This window comes from Pseudomonas sp. LBUM1676 (genome assembly GCF_059695605.1).
Window position 1 is genome coordinate 5,520,191 of record NZ_CP166777.1, and the last position, 15,712, is coordinate 5,535,902.

Below are 15,712 nucleotides of genomic sequence, written 5' to 3' on the forward strand. Positions count from 1 at the left end.
TACCTGGCGCACATACTCAGCATCACCAAAACCAACAAACCAACAAACCAATATAGACCCGCGCATGCATTCGGTCCGGTAGCCGTCCGATCCATGGTGTTGCCAGCCTGATCCCCAGCAAGGATCCCAACGTCAATATCGCAAACGCCAACACATCCACGTAACCGACAAACCACGGCCCCAGATCAAATTCGGTGAAGCGAGCCATCGCCATGTAAGTCAGGGTCCCAGCCACCGCCACCGGCAAACTCAGAGGATTGGCCATGGACGTCGCCCGGGTCATGCTCAACCCGCATCGCCGCAACAGCGGCACAGTCATGACGCTCCCGCCTACACCGAGAAACGTGGCAATAGCGCCGATTCCTACGCCACCTCCAGACACTTCCACCCTCCCCAACCGCCGTGGAATGGCGTCATTGGATTGCGTCAGAAAGCCGCGTCTGAACAGACAGTCAACAATGGTCACGCCCAGGTAGGCAATGAACGCATACCGGATCACCTCGCCGCTCACCCACATTGCCGCGGCGGCGCCGATGATTGAGCCCATGCCGATGAATCCAGCCAATGGCCATACATAATGGCGAATGAGATGACCGGCTCGGCGGTGTTTTGCCGTGGCCATCAGCGCGTTGACGATCATCACGCAGGTCGAGGTGGCCACGGCAATGTGCATTGCCGATTGGCCGATGGGGTCGTCTGCGCCGTGGCTGGCCATGAGCATGCGGTAGAGCAATGGCACGACGACGAAGCCGCCGCCGAAGCCGAACAGCACGGCGGTGATGCCGGTCATGCAGCCGAACAGTGCCAGCAAGAGATAGAACATTGTGTTTCATCCGTGGGTTGAGAGCGGTCGACGATAGAGCGAGGCGACTTGGCCTGCTTCAGCAAGTCGGCCAATAATGTGTTCGTTTACGCCAACCGCCGGGTGCTGCTTCGATGCGCAATGTTTCGATTGATCTGCTGGATGACACTCCACGGCGAGTGGTAGCCATCGGCACGGATTATCCCCATGGTCATTTGTTGCCTCGGCATACGCACCGTCGGGCGCAGTTGTTGTACGGCGCCAGCGGGGTGATGCAGGTCAGCACCCACGACGGCAATTGGGTGGTGCCACCGCAACGAGCGGTGTGGATTCCACCGGGGGTGGCCCATGAGGTGTTGATGCTGGGGGTGAGTACTCGCAGCTTGTACATCGAACCGGGAGCAGTGGACTTGGGGCTTCGTTGCCAGGTGATCAGTGTTTCGCCGTTGCTGCGGCATCTGCTGATGGAGGCGGTGGAGATGGCGCTGGAGTACGAAGAAATCGGCCGCGATGGCGCATTGGTCGACTTGCTGCTGCATGAACTGTCGCGTAGCGCTCACCTGCCCTTGCACATTCCGCTGCCCGTCGATGCCCGTCTGCTCGGGTTGTGCCAGGGCTTTTTGCAGCGGCCCGACGCGCATCAGGCACCGCAGCAATGGGCGGATCAGTTACATATCAGTTTGCGCACGTTCAATCGTCTGTTTCGCCAACAGACCGATCTGAGTTTCAGCCAGTGGCGGCAGCGGGCGTGTGTGGTGCTGGCGCTCGCGCGATTGGCCGTGGGTGAACCGGTGACGCGCATTGCCCTGGATTTTGGCTATGAGAGTCCGGCGGCGTTTTCGACCATGTTTCGCCGGGTGTTGGGGCAGCCACCGTCCGTCTGGTTGGAGGGTGTGAAATAGGATCCATCAAAAAATGAGTTTGATCCGGGGGCAAAACAACTGTACAAAAACACAGTATATTTTGAACCGACACTCTCGAGCCCGGAGAACACCATGGCCTCTCTTGCGATGAAAATTACCCTGGAACGTATCGCCCTTTTCCAATTCACCCCCACACACTGCGCCCAGGCCCGGGCGATGCTGGGTTGGAGCGTTGAAGAGCTGTCTGAGGAATCCGGTGTTTCGGTTGACGCCATTCAACGGTTTGAAGCCGAGCGCGAGGTGCTGGATGTAACCCGGCTGGCGTTGGCTTATCGGTTTGAATCGGAGGGCTTGGTGTTCTTCCCGGGTTTTGCACCGGGGAGAGGGATGAATGTGAGGGGGTCGACGCCGAATCCGGTGGGGCGGCCGGATTTTGCGATGGTTGAGTGACACAGGTAGTAGCTCTAATACTCGATGAGCATCCGAGCTACGACCTGTTCCGCACCCGTCAATACCTACGGAATAAACGCCGGTGCCCGCCGCGCACGAGACACTTGTTCATAACCGTAAGCCAGCGCCAGAAGCGTGGCCTCGCTCCAGCGTGCACCGAAGAAGTACACCGAGGTAGGCACCCCGGCATCGTCTATCCCCGAAGGCATCATGATGCCGGGATACCCCGCCAGCGGGGCCACGTTCAAGCCGGGTGAACCGACGTCCAGCACCAGGGCATCCAGTTGATGGGTGACCAGCAAGCTGTCGATGGCGGCCGCATTTTCACTTTGGATTTTTTGCCACAACTGGTTGTACGTGCGCTCGTCAAAATCAATGTCGTTGGCTGCGCTCAACGTGGTTTGTCCATAACCTTCGGCGCCGGGAGAGTTATCGTTGAATTTCACAAGATCCTCCAGGCTCCGTGCCGCAAGGCCTTTGCGCGTTGCCAGATAGACGGGAAGGTTGCGTTTGATACCCATCGAGAACGCCTCCTCTACCCCTTTTGATTCAGGATCGATGAACTCCACCGGAATCAAGGTGGCGCCTGCAGCCTGCATGATTTCCAGCGCCAGGGAAAACTGAGGGTCGATTTGTTTCGCCTCGATGCTGGTATCGAACTTGATCGGGTAACCGATGCGCCGTCCAGCCAGGGCGTTCGGTTGCAGTAGTTGCGTATAGTCCACGCCGCGCACGGAATGTGGCTTTTTGACGGGTTCGGCGCCGTCATTGCCCGTCATGGCATTTAACAGCAGTGCAGCCTCGCGAACGGTGCGCGTCATCGGCCCAGGTGTATCGGTTTTGTCCGTCACGGGAATGATGCCGCTACGACTGAGCAGGCCCACGGTAGGCTTGAGGCCCACCACGCCGTTGAGGGATGCCGGGCAGATGATCGAGCCAGAGGTTTCCGTCCCGACAGCCAAGGGTGCAAAACCCGCGGCGACGGCAGCGCCGGAGCCCGAGCTGGAACCGCAGGGGGTTTCACTCAACACGTGCGGGTTCTTGGTTTGTCCGCCGCGGCCACTCCAGCCATCGGGGATGGCAGGGTCGCGAAAATTGGCCCACTCGCTGAGGTTGGTTTTACCCAGGATGACAGCCCCGGCGGCTCTGAGCCTTTGCACGATAAAGGCATCCTGCGCGGCAGGTTGCCCGACCATGGCCAACGAGCCGGCACTGGTCTGCATCTGGTCGGAGGTATCGATATTGTCTTTGAGCAATACCGGAATTCCGTGCAGAGGACCGCGCACGTGTCCTTGTCGTCGCTCCTGATCCAGCGACTCGGCAATGGCCAATGCGTCCGGATTGAGCTCAATGATCGCGTTGATCGCCGGCCCCCGTTTATCCAGCCTCTCGATCCGCTGTTGCAGGTGCTGCACCAGCACTACAGCACTCAGCTGGTCGCGCTCCATTCTCTTGTTGATTTCATCGACACTTAAATACTCCAGCCTCGATTCAGCTGCCGCTATTTGCGCAAGGGTTGCGCTGGCGATCGAAAGCAGGACAAGCGGGACCAGCCGCGTCATGCAGGCTTTTAATGTCACATCCATGTGAAAAAGATCCTTGTGATAATTGATGGCGAGTGATTGAGCTCACTCGGTTTCCAGCCTACAGACGCCGCTGAAAATGTCCGTCATCACTTATCGCTGGATCCTGTACGAATACTCGCACCCATCTGTAGCCGCTTCAGCCGACACTCTGTTGGTACGTCCGCTGCTCGACCTCATCCCACCAGGTGCTGCCGCGCTGTGGATAGTTCACATTAAACGCTTGGCCCATTTGCGGCGTGGCGATCGAAACATTGCGCTCCCAGGCCAGTGCCAGAATCCGGTCAAACGGCTCGTACCAGGCATGCATCGACAAATCGAACGTACCGTTGTGAATGGGCAGTAACCACCGTCCTTTGAGATCGATATGCGCTTGCAAGGTTTGCTCTGGCTGCATGTGCACATGGGGCCACTCGACGTTGTAGGCGCCTGTTTCCATCAGCGTCAGGTCGAACGGCCCATAGTGTTCACCGATGCGTTTGAAGCCGTCGAAGTAGCCGCTGTCGCCGCTGAAGAAGATTCGCGTATCGCCGTCGATCATCACCCATGAAGCCCACAACGTGCTGTTGCCATCGAACAGGCCACGGCCGGAAAAATGCTGCGAAGGCGTAGCGATGAACTGCAGGCCATCGACCTCGGTGCCCTGCCACCAGTCCAGTTGACGCACTTTGCCGGGGTCGATCCCCCACTTGATCAAGGTATCGCCAACGCCCAACGGAGTCAGGAAGTAGCGGGTCTTGTCCGCCAGTTTAAGGACCGCCTGAGAATCGAGGTGGTCGTAGTGATCGTGGGACAGGATCACCGCTTCAATCGGCGGCAGCTCTTCCAGGCTGATGGGCGGCTGATGAAAACGCTTGGGGCCGGCCCATTGCACCGGCGAGGCGCGTTCGGCGAAAACCGGGTCGGTGATCCAGAATTTGTCCCGCAGTTTGAGCAATACGGTGGAATGGCCAAGGCGGTAGACGCTGTGATTGGGGGCGGCAATCAAGGCGTCTCGAGTCAGGTTCTGAACCGGAACGGGCGCAGTCGGGCGGGTGTTGTTCGGTTTGTGGAAGATCACGTTCCACAGGATGCGCAAGGTTGTACGAAAGCCTTCGCGCTGCACCGGGGCATGGTTTCGGTACTGCCCTTGGGTCTGGCGAGAGGCTTGGGGTGTGGAGGCGTTGTCCGCCGGGGAAATTGAACAGGCCATGACTGAGGACTCCAGGAAAACCGCATGAATCGCGGCTCTCTGCTTTGAAACGATAAATGGCCAAGCACGCACGCATTAGCCGAAAAGCTCTATTTTTACTGCACAGGATTAACAGAGCGTTACACTGCACAGTGTAGTTTCTAGGTTGCATCAATGCCGATCACAAGTAAACTGCTCAGTGTAATTCTTTACCTAATCCTTACGAAGCGTTCCCATGACTGCTCCACAGCGCCTCACCGATCGAAAACGTGCAGCCATCATTCAGGCGGCGATTGCCGAATTCCGTACCAACGGCTTCGACATCACCAGCATGGACAAGATCGCCGCCACCGCGGGGGTGTCGAAGCGCACGGTGTACAACCACTTTCCGAGCAAGGAAGAGTTGTTCGCCGAAATCCTCAATCAGTTGTGGGCGCGGCTGACTGCAGAACCGGAAACGTCCTACCGCCCTGACCTGCCCCTGCGCGACCAGATGCGCCGGATGCTGATGGCTAAATTGCAGATGATGGGCGATGACAATTTTCTCAACCTGGCCCGGGTCGCCATCGCCGCCACCATCCACTCCCCGGAGCGGGCGCAAAACATGGTCGCGCGGATGGGCGAACGTGAAGAGAACCTGACTCTGTGGATCCGTGCCGCCCAGGCCGATGGCCGTTTGAAACCGGTTGACCCGGAATTTGCCGCGCAGCAGATTCAAGGGATGCTCAAATCCTTTGCGTTCTGGCCACAGATTTCCATGGGCTTACCGGGTCTGTCGCCCGAGAGGCAGGCCACCGTGGTGGAGTCGGCGCTGGATATGTTTCTGGCTTGCTACCAGGTGTAACTCAAGCTTGAGCGGTAACAATTGTTGAGCTCTTCAGGCCGCCTTCGCGAGCAAGCCCGCTCCCACATTTGATCTTTGTTGTTCACACATTTTGTGTACGACCCGGATCCCCTGTGGAAGCGGGCTTGCTCGCGAAGGGGCCCGCTCAGACACCGCAAAACTCAGCCAGACACCAAACTGCGCACCGCCGAAATCTCCGGCACTTCCCGCCGAGCCATATACACCCGCAACGGCTCGGTGATGTTGATCCGGTCATCGATATTCTGATCCAGCAGCAACTGGATCAACTCGCGCTTGAGCGTCATGGCTTGCTCCGGGCCGGGCGCCCAGACGAACTCACTCACAGGAATAATGCCGTCATCGGCCACGTCCATGCCGAACGAGTCTTCGCTGAAACGAACGATGTACTGGCCGGTCTTGCGATTGAGGCCGACGAAGCCTTTGAGTTGGTCAGCGGCCTGGCAGATAAGCTGGGAAGTGATGCGCATGGTAAACCTCACAAAGGGTCGCGAAGGACCGGTGATCGATGGTTTACACGCAAGGCAAGCGAAGGGTTTTTCCCTCTGTCGGGGAAACTGCCGGGGCCAAGGGTACTGCAAAGAACCGCACAAAAGCGCGGAAAAATCTGCTTTGAACAGGTTTATGTCGGTCTCGCGATAGCGCCGGCGGCGCTCAGTTGTTAAAAGAGAGCTCTTTGAAAAACTGCGAAAGGACCTCGACCCATGCCTGTCAACTTCACCCAAAGCGCCCTGCTGCTGAGTGTGCTGCTCGGCCTCGGCCAGGCACAGGCCGCCAGCGAACCCAGCCCCACCGCACTGGCGACCCGCCTGGGTATCCCGCATCCGGCCGTGATCGCCCACCGTGGCGCGTCTTTCGATGCACCGGAGTCCACCGCCCCGGCTTACAAACTGGCGCGCGATCTGGGCGCCGACTACCTGGAGCTGGACTTGCAGCGCAGCAAGGACGGCGTGCTGTTCGCCCTGCACGACGACAACCTGCAACGCACTACCGACGTCGCCACCAAATTTCCGGAGCGCAAGGACAGCCCGGCCAACGCCTTCACCCTTGCCGAACTGAAAACCCTCGATGCGGGCAGCTGGTTCAACAGCGCTTACCCGGATCGCGCCCGTCCGGCCTATGCGGGTTTGAAAATCCTGACCCTGGACGAGATCATCGACATCGCCCAGGGTAACCCGCTGCACAAGCCGGGCCTGTACATCGAAACCAAGGAACCGAAGCAGTTTCCCGGTCTCGAACGCGACCTCAAGGAAAAACTCCAGGATCGCGGCTGGTTGAGCCCGACCGGTTCGAAGTTGGTGAAAAGTGAACTGGCAGTCGGCCAGGGCAAAGGCAAGGTGGTGTTGCAAACATTTGAGAAGGGCAGCCTTGAACTGCTGGAAAAGGAAATGCCGCAAGTGCCGAAGATCCTGTTGCTGTGGGTCGGCGAAGGCAGCATCGAGCCCAAGTCCAAGGTGACTTTTGCCGAGTCCGGCGACAAGGACAAAGCGACGTTTTATGCCAAGCAGCAACCGAAGGACAAAGCTGAATTCCAGCGCTGGGTCGAGTATGCCAAGGCCCAGGGCGCGATCGGCACCGGCCCGTCTGTCAGGCTGACCCAAGGGGGCGATCAGAGTTATTCGGACCTGGTGCAACCGTGGATGAACCAGTACACCCATGATCAGGGCTTGCTGGTGCATGCTTACACTGTCGACGATGCAGTGGATTATCAGATAGTCATGGACGCCGGCGTCGATGGCATCTTTACCAATCGCGCCAGCGAATTGCTCAAGTTTTATAAACGGCCGGCGGCGGCGAGTGTTACGCAGTTGTTGCAGAACAATGGGTATTGATTTTGCGCCTGGCGATACACCGAGTCGCCTGCTTCGCTGGCAAGCCAGCTCCTACAGGGGCTGCGCAAACTTTACGACGCGGTTTTAGGAATTAAGGGTGAATTAAGTTGCCACAGTTAATCTGATCCCACTTAAACAGATCATCCAAGGAAAGAATCCCATGAAAACCCTGACTGCCTTGTTCACCGCTGCTGCCCTGACCCTCACCGCTGGCCTGGCCCAGGCCGATGTTCCTGTCGACCAGATCCCTCAGTTGGTCAAAGACGGCAAGATCAAGCCGCTGGAAGAACTGAACCAGATCGCACTGAAGTTGCACAAGGGTGCCACGATTACCGACAGCGACCTGGACAACCACTTCAACGGCTACGAATACGAAGTCGAACTGCGTGATGCCAAGAACGTCGAGTGGGACGTGGATCTGAACGCCGCCACTGGCGAAGTCCTGAAAAACAAAAAAGACGACTGATACACACATCAAAAAGCCGCACGACTTTCGGGTCCGTGCGGCTTTTTTGCATCTTGCGGCAGCCGATCCCCAACACCATCAATCAAGTGACGCCAACCTCGCGCCAGCCCGCTGGAACTCCTCGACACGCCTCGGCATCCTGCAGCGAGAACAACGTACATGGGTCAAACAGCGGCAGCAGACATCGCCACCATCGGTCGCATCGGCGCGGTGCCCGCCATTCTTCAGGTGATCCGCGAAATGACCGGCCAGCGCTTTGCCGCAGTGGCCCGCGTCACCGAAGATTCCCGCCGAGCAGGGCACGATCTTTACCTTCAGCCTGCCCACACCGAAGTGAACAGGTATTGAGCCACTGATCAGGCGCTCAAGCGCGCCGTCACCTCGTTCAGCTGCCCCGACAACCCGTGCAGATTGTGGCTGGCCGCTTCGGTACGCTGCACGTTGTCCAGGTTGGTACTGGCGATGCTGGTGATCTCGCTCAGGTTGCGCGAGATGTCTTCCGCCACCGAGGTCTGCTCTTCGGCGGCCGTGGCGATCTGGCGGTTCATGTCGCGAATGGCTTCCACAGCCTGGGTGATGCGTTCCAGCATGGCGCCTGCCTCGGTCACTTGCTGGACACTTTCCTCGCTGCGCGACTGGCCGCTTTCAATCGCCTGGGCTGCGTCCACCGCTCCGGTTTGCACGCTTTGTATAATCTGGTTGATCTCGATGATCGACGCCGCCGTCCGCTGGGCCAGGCTGCGCACTTCATCGGCCACCACGGCGAAACCACGCCCGGCCTCACCCGCGCGAGCCGCTTCGATAGCCGCGTTGAGCGCCAGCAGGTTAGTCTGCTCGGCGATGCCGCGAATCACTTCCAGCACTTTGCCGATGCGTCCGCTGTCGGTTTCCAGACGACGGATGACCGTGGCGGTGTTGGCGATTTCTCCGCGCATTTGGGTGATGGTGTGGATGGTGCCCTGCATGACTTTCTCGCCCTGCTGCGCGCTCTGGTCGGCATCGTCGGCGGCACGGGCGGCGTCGACGGCGTGGCGCGCGACTTCCTGCGCGGTGGCGGACATTTCGGTCATTGCCGTGGCCACCTGATCGGTACGGTTGAACTGCTCGTTGGTGCCACCGGCCATGAGGCTGGCGATCGCTTTGAGCTCACCGCTGGCGCTGTCCAGATCCTTGGCGCTGACCTGCAAACGGCTGAAGGTGTCGGCGAGAAAATCGCGAAGGGTATTGGCCGCAATCGCTAATTTGCCCAACTCATCCTGACGGTTGCTGGCCACACGCTCGGCAAACCTGCCCTGACTGAGTTGCGCCACGTACTCGATCAGCTTGCGGATCGGCACCACAAGGTTGCGGTTGATCAGCCACAGGCTCAACAGGCCGATCAACAGCCCCGAAGCGAGCATCACCACAATTCCCGACAGCACCGTCTGATCAGCGCTGGCACTGATCAGTTTCGACTGCTCGGCGCCCTGCTGGCGCAACTCGCTGACCAGTTCGCTCATTTGATCGCTGGTCGCACGGTCCACGCCCTTCACCGCAGTGTCACCCGCGGTTGGATCGGCACCGGCTGCCACGTACGCATCGCGCCCCTTCCGATACGCCGCGCCTAGCAGACGATGTTCCTCACGCAGACGTTCGATGCGGGTCTTGAGTTGCGGCTCGATGCCCTTCTGCCCGGCCAACTCCCCGAGGATGCCCTGTACATCGCGCTGACGGTCTTCGAATTGTTTCCAGTACTTTTCCAGGTCCGCCGGTTGTTTGCCGCGCAGCAGGACGTTTTTCCATTCCTGAACCTGCACCTTGAATTGCAAGTTGGCTTCATCGATCAATTGCGAAGTCTGCAACGGGCCTTCGATCAGCTTGGCGTAGCTCTGAACACCGCTGGACAGAAAGTGAAAGCAGGCCAGGGCGATCAACAACATTGCGAACAGACTGCCGCTCAGCAGGGCGAGAATTTGCGCTCTCAAGGACTTTTGCAAAAACATCGGAAGGTACTCGTGACAGGAGTGAGGTACGCCTTGGGTAAGACGTAAAGTAGTTGGGACATCCCTGTCTGCGACCTTGGCAGATGGCCGAAGGCGCGCAATCTAACCCAAGCGTAATCGGCGTGCCAGAGCGGTTCTTGAGATTAATTCGACCAATGGCAGAGCAATCGTCTGCGTTATTTAACTGTCACAAAACCGTCATCGCGGCTTGCGATGATGTGGCTCAAGGGAACCTGTGAAACCCGCGACAGGCGCCTCCTCGCAGCGAGCCTCCATGAACCACAGCATCGATCAAAGTCATCGCGACCCGGACCTGTTCGGTCTGCTGTACGGTTTCAGTTTCCGCCCCGGCGAACGCGGTCGGGAAATCGATTCGGCCAGGGCCTTGCAGTGCCTGGATCAGCCGGATGACAGCGACGAATTTCTCTGGCTGCACCTCAACCTCGCACATGCCGCGTGCGAGCGCTGGATGAAAAATCATCTGGAGTTGCCCGAAGAGTTTTTTGAAGCACTGCATGAAGGCTCGCGTTCGACGCGTATCGAGCACGTCGATTCGGCGCTGCTGGCGGTGGTCAACGATGTGGTGTTCAACCTCAGCAGCATGGTGTCGTCCGATGTGTCGACCCTGTGGGTCTGTGCTCGCAGCCGGCTGATCATCAGCGCGCGCCTGCAACCACTGCATTCGGTGGATAAATTGCGCTCGTCGGTGAAGGCCGGCGAGTGCTTTCGCTCGCCGCTGGAATTGCTGGTGCATTTACTGCGCGATCAGGGCGAAGTGCTGACGCAGATCGTGCGCAAGACCAGCCTCAGTGTCGACCAGATCGAAGATGAATTACTGTCCTCACGATTGTCGACCAATCGCGCGGAACTGGGCGCCAACCGCCGGGTGCTGGTGCGCCTGCAACGCCTGCTGGCGCTCGAACCGGGCTCGTTGCTGCGGTTGCTCAATCGGCCGCCGCAGTGGTTGCAGAAAGAGGACGTGAAGGAGTTGCGCAAATCCACCGAGGAGTTTGCGCTGATCATCAACGACCTCACGGCACTGGGGGAACGGATCAAGCTGTTGCAGGAAGAAATCGCCGCCAACCTCAATGAACAAAGTAACCGCACCTTGTTCACCCTGACCGTGGTCACGGTGCTGGCGCTGCCGATCAACATCATTGCCGGGTTCTTTGGCATGAACGTCGGTGGGGTACCGCTTTCCGGTGACCCTGAGGGGTTCTGGATCCTGGTGGCATTGGTCGCGACCTTTACCGTGATCGCCGGGCGCTGGGCGTTTCGCAAGCGGCAGGATTATTGAGTTCTCTGTAGGAGCGAGCGGCGCGGCGATCCGAGGAGCTGCCGCAGGCTGCGATCTTTACTTTTATCCATCGAAAGAAGTGCGCATTACCACCCGCTCACGCACCACGTCATACGCCCAGTGATAAACGTAGGTGTACGGCAGGAAAAACAGCAACACGCCAATGTCCAGCAGGAACGCTTGCCACAGGCTGATATTCAGCCACCAGGCTATCAGCGGCACGCCGACGGCGACCAGCCCGCCTTCGAACAGCAACGCATGTACCACGCGAAGCCAGGCGTTACGCACCAGGGCAAGACGCTTGAGCGCGCGGTCGAACAAGCCGTTGAAGATCACGTTCCAGGCCAGGGCCAACCCTGCGATTGCAATGGTCGCCACGCCCATTTCCAGCATCGGTTTGTCCATGACCCAGGCGAGCAACGGGGTGCAGATCAGCACCGCCAGCAGTTCGAAACCCATGGCCTGGAGAATACGTTCAGTGATGGATTTATTGGCGTTCATGGCCAGACTCCTTGAGTGACTGTGGTTGCCATGGTCTGTCATCACGCCGATACTTCATAATCAATAACCATCGATCAGGGCGATAGTTCATGGCCTCTCACGAAGTGCTGCTGGCGTTCGTCCAGGCGGCGACGCAAGGCTCGTTTTCCGCTGCGGCGCGCAAGCTGGGCCGCAGTCAGTCGACCATCAGCGCGGCGGTGGCCAGCCTGGAAATCGACCTGAACCTGACCTTGTTCGATCGCAGCAGTCGCAAGCCCGGTCTGACCCCGGCCGGGCACGTCGTGTTACAGCGGGCCGAAGAAATCCTGGCCGCCACCAGCCGCCTGGAAATGACCGCCAGCCAATTGGCCGAGGGGATCGAGGCGAAACTGACGGTGGCGCTGTCCGACACCTACCAGTCCGATCGCTTCGAAGCGGCGTTGAGTACCTTCGAACAGCGATATCCGGACCTGGAACTCGAATGCCTGATTGCCGAATGCGATGACCTGGTGGCGCTGGTGCAAAGCGGTCGAGCCCATGTCGCCTTCGCCGAGAGGCAAGACAGCTACCCGCCGGACCTGCTCAGCTCAACGGTGGACGAACGCACGGAAATCGCCCTGTTCGTAGCCCCTGAACATCCGTTGGCAGCGTTGGCAAAGGTGGATCAGGACGTGCTGCAGCAGCATCGCGAACTGCGCCTGGCGACCATCGTCAATCCCTATGAAAGCCGGGCCAAGGGGCGTGTCTGGTCGGCGCCGAGTTACCTGATGCTGCTGGAAATGGCTCAAGGCGGATTCGGCTGGGCACCCTTGCCCCGGTGGTTGGTGGAGCGCTTTGGGGCGGGGTCGTTGCAAGAGATTCAGGTGCGTGGCTGGCCGAAGACCGTGTCGGTGGACGCGCTGTGGTCGAGCCTGCATCCGCCGGGGCCAGCCGGGAGTTGGTTAATCAGCAAAATGCTGGAATAGCGGTGCCGCCATTCGCGAGCAGGCTCGCGAAGAGGCCCGCAAGATCACCTCACTCCATCGCCTTGAGCCGCCCCTCGATAAACCGCCGCTCCGGCACCTGCTGCGTCAATTCCAACGCCCGCCGATAAGCCTCGCGCGCCTGCTCCACCCGCCCCAACTGCCGACAAAACTCCGCCCGCGCCGAATGCGCCAGGTGATAATCCAGCAGCTCACCACGCTGCAGAATCCCTTCAATCAAGATCAACCCCGCCAACGGTCCATCCCGCTTGGCCAACGCCGCCGCCCGGTTCAGCTCGATCACCGGCGAAGGCAGGGCTCGCAGCAGCACGTCATACAGACCGACAATCTGCGGCCAGTCCGTCTCCTGCGCCGTCGGCGCTTCGGCATGCACCGCCGCGATCGCCGCCTGCAGGCAATAAGGCCCGAAACGCCCGGTGGTCAGCGCCTGCTCCACCAGCGTGCAGCCTTCGGCAATCATCCGGGCATCCCACAACGAACGGTCCTGCTCATCCAGCACAATCAATTCACCACTCGCCGAAGTCCTGGCCGGGCGCCGCGACTCGTGCAACAGCATCAGCGCCAGCAGGCCCATCACCTCCGGTTCCGGCAGCAACTCGACCAACAACCTGCCGAGCCGTATCGCCTCGCGGGTCAAATCCTCACGGGTCAGTTCGGCACCGACGGACGCCGAATAGCCTTCGTTGAACACCAGGTAAATCACCCGTAGCACGCTGTCGAGGCGCTCGGGCAACTCGGTCAGGGTCGGCACTTGATAGGGGATTTTCGCGTCACGGATTTTCGCTTTGGCCCGCACAATGCGCTGGGCAATGGTGGTCGGTGCCGAAAGAAAGGCCCGGGCGATTTCTTCGGTGGTCAGGTCGCAGACTTCCCGCAGGGTCAACGGCACCTGGGCGTCCGCCGCCAGTGCCGGGTGACAGCAGGTAAAAATCAGGCGCAGGCGGTCGTCTTCCACGTCTTCGTCACTCCAGTCGGCCTGCTCCAGTGCCTCCAGTTGCGCGATCAACATCGGCCGGGACGCGTTGAACCGCGCACGCCGACGCAACACGTCAATGGCCTTGAAGCGGCCGGTGGACACCAGCCAGGCACGCGGATTGTCCGGCACACCGTCGCGCTGCCAGCGCTCGACCGCGACGAAAAACGCCTCGTGCAAGGCTTCTTCGGCAAGATCGAAATCGCCAAGCAAGCGGATCAGGGTCGCCAGGATCCGCCGTGAGTCTTCACGGTAGACCTGCTCGACCCGAGTCGTAACCGAGACGTCAGGCATCAGTCCGGCAGGCCTGCGGCAGGCTGCTTGCTACAAGGTTGCGGGTTCATGCAGATCTCCTGTTTTTTGATGGTTGTTCAGGGATTCAGCTGGCGAACGGGACGCACCTCGACACAACCGACCCGGGCCGCCGGGATGTTGCCGGCGACCTGGAGGGCTTCGTTGAGGTCCTTGGCATCGATCAGGTAGAAGCCGGCCAACTGCTCCTTGGTTTCGGCGAACGGGCCATCGGTGATCGACATTTTCCCGTTGCGCATGCGCACGGTGGTCGCGGTCTGCACCGACTCCAGCGCTTCGGCCGCGATCATCCGGCCGCTGCCCTGGATCGACTCGGCGTAGGCCATGCATTCGGCGTCTTTCGGGCTTTCGGGCTGCGAGTGCAACTCGAGCTCGTTGCTGTAGACCAGGCATAGATATTTCATGGACGCTCTCCATTTCTTGAGGCTCTGCCCTAATCGAACTGATCAACTATGGCTGCAGATTGGCATGTTGGCGCGGCTTGCCGATCAACAGCCCGAGGATCAGGGTTCCAGATTGAACAGCGCAGTGCCGCTCATCATGTCGAACGGGGCTGACCAGTGTTCGTGGACGATGCGCCATTGTCCGGCTTCGCGCCGATAACAGGCGGTCACGCGCATCCAGCAGGCCTGGGTTTCGCCCTTTTCATTGGTGCCACCGCAATGGGCCAGCCAATGGGCGAAGGCGATGTGCTCGTCCACCACGATATTCATATGGTCGAAGTCGAACGTGTGCGCGCCCTGGCACATTTCCATGCACTCCAGCCAATGCGCGCGGTAGGCGGCCTTGCCCCGAAATTGCAGGGCCTTGACTGCGTCGTAGGAGACGATGTCGTCGGCGTACAGGGCCATGATTTTCTCGACATCCTTGGCGATGACCGCCTGACGATAGGTGTCGATCAGGGTCTGGATTTCGTGGGTAGCGTTCATGGTGGTTCTCCGTGTTTTTTGTTGTGAAGACACCCTTTGTCGTCTGGCTGAACGCCAAATCGACAACTCAAATAAAAATAATCCATCGGCGCAAACTCGTTAGAATTCGACAACAATTGGTAATGGAAAAAGGATACTCCAGTGACAGCCAGACTCGTGCCTTACGAAAGCCTCAACGCGCTCCAGCGCCGGCAGATCGAGGCCATTGAAGTACACAAAGAACAGATCAGGTTCTCCGGCGACATCCACGGTGCACTGCACACCCTGCTGTCAAAGCCCGGCCCCGGCGTCAAAGGATTTGCCCTGCTGGCCGAGGGTATTCCGGTGGCCTTCCTGCTGCTCAAACGCCCGCCGGTGCTGCCGGCGTGGGCCGACGAACACAGCGCGACCCTGCATGCATTGCAAGTGGATCGCCGCGCTCAGGGCAAAGGCTATGGCAAGGTCTGTCTGCAAGCCTTGCCCGAAGTGGCGCGTCAGGCCTGGCCGGAAATAAAGGGGCTGGAGTTGTCAGTGGATGCCGACAACGAAGCGGCCATCGCGCTTTACGCAAAACTGGGCTGGGTCGACAGTGGCGAAGCCTACAAGGGCCGGATCGGTTACGAGCGGCGAATGGGTCTGGTCTTCTGATGGGCTCAGCGACACACTGAACACAAAATCCCTACAAAATACTTGGCCCGCTGCCTGTCAACCGGGCGGGCCTACGTATATAAAAGCACCCCAATGCAAC

Annotated in this window: 17 protein-coding genes and 1 pseudogene; 9 read left to right on the top strand and 9 right to left on the bottom strand. The window is 59.4% G+C overall.

The window, feature by feature from the left end:
- Positions 1–22: 22 nt before the first annotated feature.
- Complete coding sequence (locus ACA041_RS25490) at positions 23–823, bottom strand: sulfite exporter TauE/SafE family protein (protein ID WP_497438361.1); 801 nt, start codon at positions 821–823, stop codon at positions 23–25.
- 113 nt (positions 824–936) lie between these two features.
- Here ACA041_RS25490 and ACA041_RS25495 point away from each other — a divergent pair, with 113 nt between their 5' ends.
- Together ACA041_RS25495 and ACA041_RS25500 are read left to right on the top strand one after the other, a co-directional pair.
- Positions 937–1,704, top strand: a complete 768-nt coding sequence (locus tag ACA041_RS25495; RefSeq protein WP_497438362.1) for an AraC family transcriptional regulator — start codon at positions 937–939, stop codon at positions 1,702–1,704.
- A 93-nt stretch (positions 1,705–1,797) separates the two neighbouring features.
- Positions 1,798–2,115 (top strand): helix-turn-helix domain-containing protein, encoded by a 318-nt coding sequence (locus tag ACA041_RS25500; RefSeq protein WP_497438363.1) that lies wholly within the window; start codon positions 1,798–1,800, stop codon positions 2,113–2,115.
- 65 nt (positions 2,116–2,180) lie between these two features.
- On the opposite strand, the gene ACA041_RS25505 is transcribed toward ACA041_RS25500, so the two are convergent.
- The gene (locus ACA041_RS25505) at positions 2,181–3,701 is read right to left on the bottom strand and encodes an amidase family protein (RefSeq protein WP_497438364.1); all 1,521 of its coding nucleotides are present in this window, start codon (positions 3,699–3,701) and stop codon (positions 2,181–2,183) included.
- 136 nt (positions 3,702–3,837) lie between these two features.
- A complete protein-coding gene (locus ACA041_RS25510) occupies positions 3,838–4,890 on the bottom strand; it encodes an MBL fold metallo-hydrolase (protein ID WP_497438365.1) in 1,053 nt (350 codons plus the stop codon).
- A 214-nt stretch (positions 4,891–5,104) separates the two neighbouring features.
- Between ACA041_RS25510 and ACA041_RS25515 the strand changes: the two genes are divergently transcribed.
- The gene (locus tag ACA041_RS25515; RefSeq protein WP_497438366.1) at positions 5,105–5,713 is read left to right on the top strand and encodes a TetR/AcrR family transcriptional regulator; all 609 of its coding nucleotides are present in this window, start codon (positions 5,105–5,107) and stop codon (positions 5,711–5,713) included.
- Between the two features lie 161 nt (positions 5,714–5,874).
- Here the strand turns inward: ACA041_RS25515 and ACA041_RS25520 are convergent, their stop codons facing one another.
- Positions 5,875–6,201 carry a DUF2025 family protein gene (locus ACA041_RS25520; RefSeq protein WP_497438367.1) on the bottom strand — a complete coding sequence of 109 codons (327 nt, stop codon included), beginning with the start codon at positions 6,199–6,201 and terminating at the stop codon, positions 5,875–5,877.
- A 234-nt stretch (positions 6,202–6,435) separates the two neighbouring features.
- Between ACA041_RS25520 and ACA041_RS25525 the strand changes: the two genes are divergently transcribed.
- From ACA041_RS25525 to ACA041_RS25535, 3 genes and pseudogenes are all read left to right on the top strand, one after another.
- On the top strand, positions 6,436–7,563 hold the full coding sequence (locus ACA041_RS25525) for a glycerophosphodiester phosphodiesterase (RefSeq protein ID WP_497438368.1): 1,128 nt from the start codon (positions 6,436–6,438) through the stop codon (positions 7,561–7,563).
- Between the two features lie 160 nt (positions 7,564–7,723).
- Positions 7,724–8,029 carry a PepSY domain-containing protein gene (locus ACA041_RS25530; protein ID WP_497438369.1) on the top strand — a complete coding sequence of 102 codons (306 nt, stop codon included), beginning with the start codon at positions 7,724–7,726 and terminating at the stop codon, positions 8,027–8,029.
- Between the two features lie 159 nt (positions 8,030–8,188).
- Positions 8,189–8,317: pseudogene (locus ACA041_RS25535) on the top strand (sensor histidine kinase); the annotation flags it as partial.
- 68 nt (positions 8,318–8,385) lie between these two features.
- Here the strand turns inward: ACA041_RS25535 and ACA041_RS25540 are convergent.
- Positions 8,386–10,011 (bottom strand): methyl-accepting chemotaxis protein, encoded by a 1,626-nt coding sequence (locus ACA041_RS25540; protein WP_497438370.1) that lies wholly within the window; start codon positions 10,009–10,011, stop codon positions 8,386–8,388.
- Positions 10,012–10,285: 274 nt separating this feature from the next.
- Between ACA041_RS25540 and ACA041_RS25545 the strand changes: the two genes are divergently transcribed.
- On the top strand, positions 10,286–11,308 hold the full coding sequence (locus ACA041_RS25545; protein WP_497438371.1) for a transporter: 1,023 nt from the start codon (positions 10,286–10,288) through the stop codon (positions 11,306–11,308).
- A gap of 63 nt (positions 11,309–11,371) precedes the next feature.
- On the opposite strand, the gene ACA041_RS25550 is transcribed toward ACA041_RS25545, so the two are convergent.
- Positions 11,372–11,809 (bottom strand): multidrug/biocide efflux PACE transporter, encoded by a 438-nt coding sequence (locus ACA041_RS25550; RefSeq protein WP_497438372.1) that lies wholly within the window; start codon positions 11,807–11,809, stop codon positions 11,372–11,374.
- Between the two features lie 89 nt (positions 11,810–11,898).
- On the opposite strand from ACA041_RS25550, the gene ACA041_RS25555 reads away from it, so the two are divergent.
- Positions 11,899–12,753, top strand: a complete 855-nt coding sequence (locus ACA041_RS25555) for a LysR family transcriptional regulator (RefSeq protein ID WP_497438373.1) — start codon at positions 11,899–11,901, stop codon at positions 12,751–12,753.
- Between the two features lie 49 nt (positions 12,754–12,802).
- Here ACA041_RS25555 and ACA041_RS25560 read toward each other — a convergent pair whose 3' ends face one another.
- The 3 genes from ACA041_RS25560 to ACA041_RS25570 all read right to left on the bottom strand — a co-directional run bounded on the left by ACA041_RS25560 (position 12,803) and on the right by ACA041_RS25570 (position 14,985).
- On the bottom strand, positions 12,803–14,038 hold the full coding sequence (locus ACA041_RS25560) for an RNA polymerase sigma factor (RefSeq protein ID WP_497438374.1): 1,236 nt from the start codon (positions 14,036–14,038) through the stop codon (positions 12,803–12,805).
- Positions 14,039–14,115: 77 nt separating this feature from the next.
- Positions 14,116–14,460, bottom strand: a complete 345-nt coding sequence (locus ACA041_RS25565) for a YciI family protein (protein ID WP_497438375.1) — start codon at positions 14,458–14,460, stop codon at positions 14,116–14,118.
- Positions 14,461–14,559: 99 nt separating this feature from the next.
- A complete protein-coding gene (locus ACA041_RS25570) occupies positions 14,560–14,985 on the bottom strand; it encodes a YybH family protein (protein WP_497438376.1) in 426 nt (141 codons plus the stop codon).
- A 141-nt stretch (positions 14,986–15,126) separates the two neighbouring features.
- Here ACA041_RS25570 and ACA041_RS25575 point away from each other — a divergent pair, with 141 nt between their 5' ends.
- Entirely contained in the window at positions 15,127–15,612 is a 486-nt protein-coding gene (locus tag ACA041_RS25575) for a GNAT family N-acetyltransferase (protein ID WP_497438377.1), read from the top strand.
- Positions 15,613–15,712: the final 100 nt, after the last annotated feature.

Bases quoted from the DNA above. Each gene is read 5' to 3' on its own strand.
- ACA041_RS25515 (WP_497438366.1), top strand. From the start codon at position 5,105: ATGACTGCTCCACAGCGCCTCACCGATCGAAAACGTGCAGCCATCATT.
- ACA041_RS25570 (WP_497438376.1), bottom strand. From the start codon at position 14,985: ATGAACGCTACCCACGAAATCCAGACCCTGATCGACACCTATCGTCAG.
- ACA041_RS25510 (WP_497438365.1), bottom strand. From the start codon at position 4,890: ATGGCCTGTTCAATTTCCCCGGCGGACAACGCCTCCACACCCCAAGCC.
- ACA041_RS25530 (WP_497438369.1), top strand. From the start codon at position 7,724: ATGAAAACCCTGACTGCCTTGTTCACCGCTGCTGCCCTGACCCTCACC.
- ACA041_RS25555 (WP_497438373.1), top strand. From the start codon at position 11,899: ATGGCCTCTCACGAAGTGCTGCTGGCGTTCGTCCAGGCGGCGACGCAA.
- ACA041_RS25500 (WP_497438363.1), top strand. From the start codon at position 1,798: ATGGCCTCTCTTGCGATGAAAATTACCCTGGAACGTATCGCCCTTTTC.
- ACA041_RS25540 (WP_497438370.1), bottom strand. From the start codon at position 10,011: ATGTTTTTGCAAAAGTCCTTGAGAGCGCAAATTCTCGCCCTGCTGAGC.
- ACA041_RS25550 (WP_497438372.1), bottom strand. From the start codon at position 11,809: ATGAACGCCAATAAATCCATCACTGAACGTATTCTCCAGGCCATGGGT.
- ACA041_RS25520 (WP_497438367.1), bottom strand. From the start codon at position 6,201: ATGCGCATCACTTCCCAGCTTATCTGCCAGGCCGCTGACCAACTCAAA.
- ACA041_RS25505 (WP_497438364.1), bottom strand. From the start codon at position 3,701: ATGGATGTGACATTAAAAGCCTGCATGACGCGGCTGGTCCCGCTTGTC.
- ACA041_RS25495 (WP_497438362.1), top strand. From the start codon at position 937: ATGCGCAATGTTTCGATTGATCTGCTGGATGACACTCCACGGCGAGTG.
- ACA041_RS25560 (WP_497438374.1), bottom strand. From the start codon at position 14,038: ATGCCTGACGTCTCGGTTACGACTCGGGTCGAGCAGGTCTACCGTGAA.
- ACA041_RS25490 (WP_497438361.1), bottom strand. From the start codon at position 823: ATGTTCTATCTCTTGCTGGCACTGTTCGGCTGCATGACCGGCATCACC.
- ACA041_RS25565 (WP_497438375.1), bottom strand. From the start codon at position 14,460: ATGAAATATCTATGCCTGGTCTACAGCAACGAGCTCGAGTTGCACTCG.
- ACA041_RS25525 (WP_497438368.1), top strand. From the start codon at position 6,436: ATGCCTGTCAACTTCACCCAAAGCGCCCTGCTGCTGAGTGTGCTGCTC.
- ACA041_RS25545 (WP_497438371.1), top strand. From the start codon at position 10,286: ATGAACCACAGCATCGATCAAAGTCATCGCGACCCGGACCTGTTCGGT.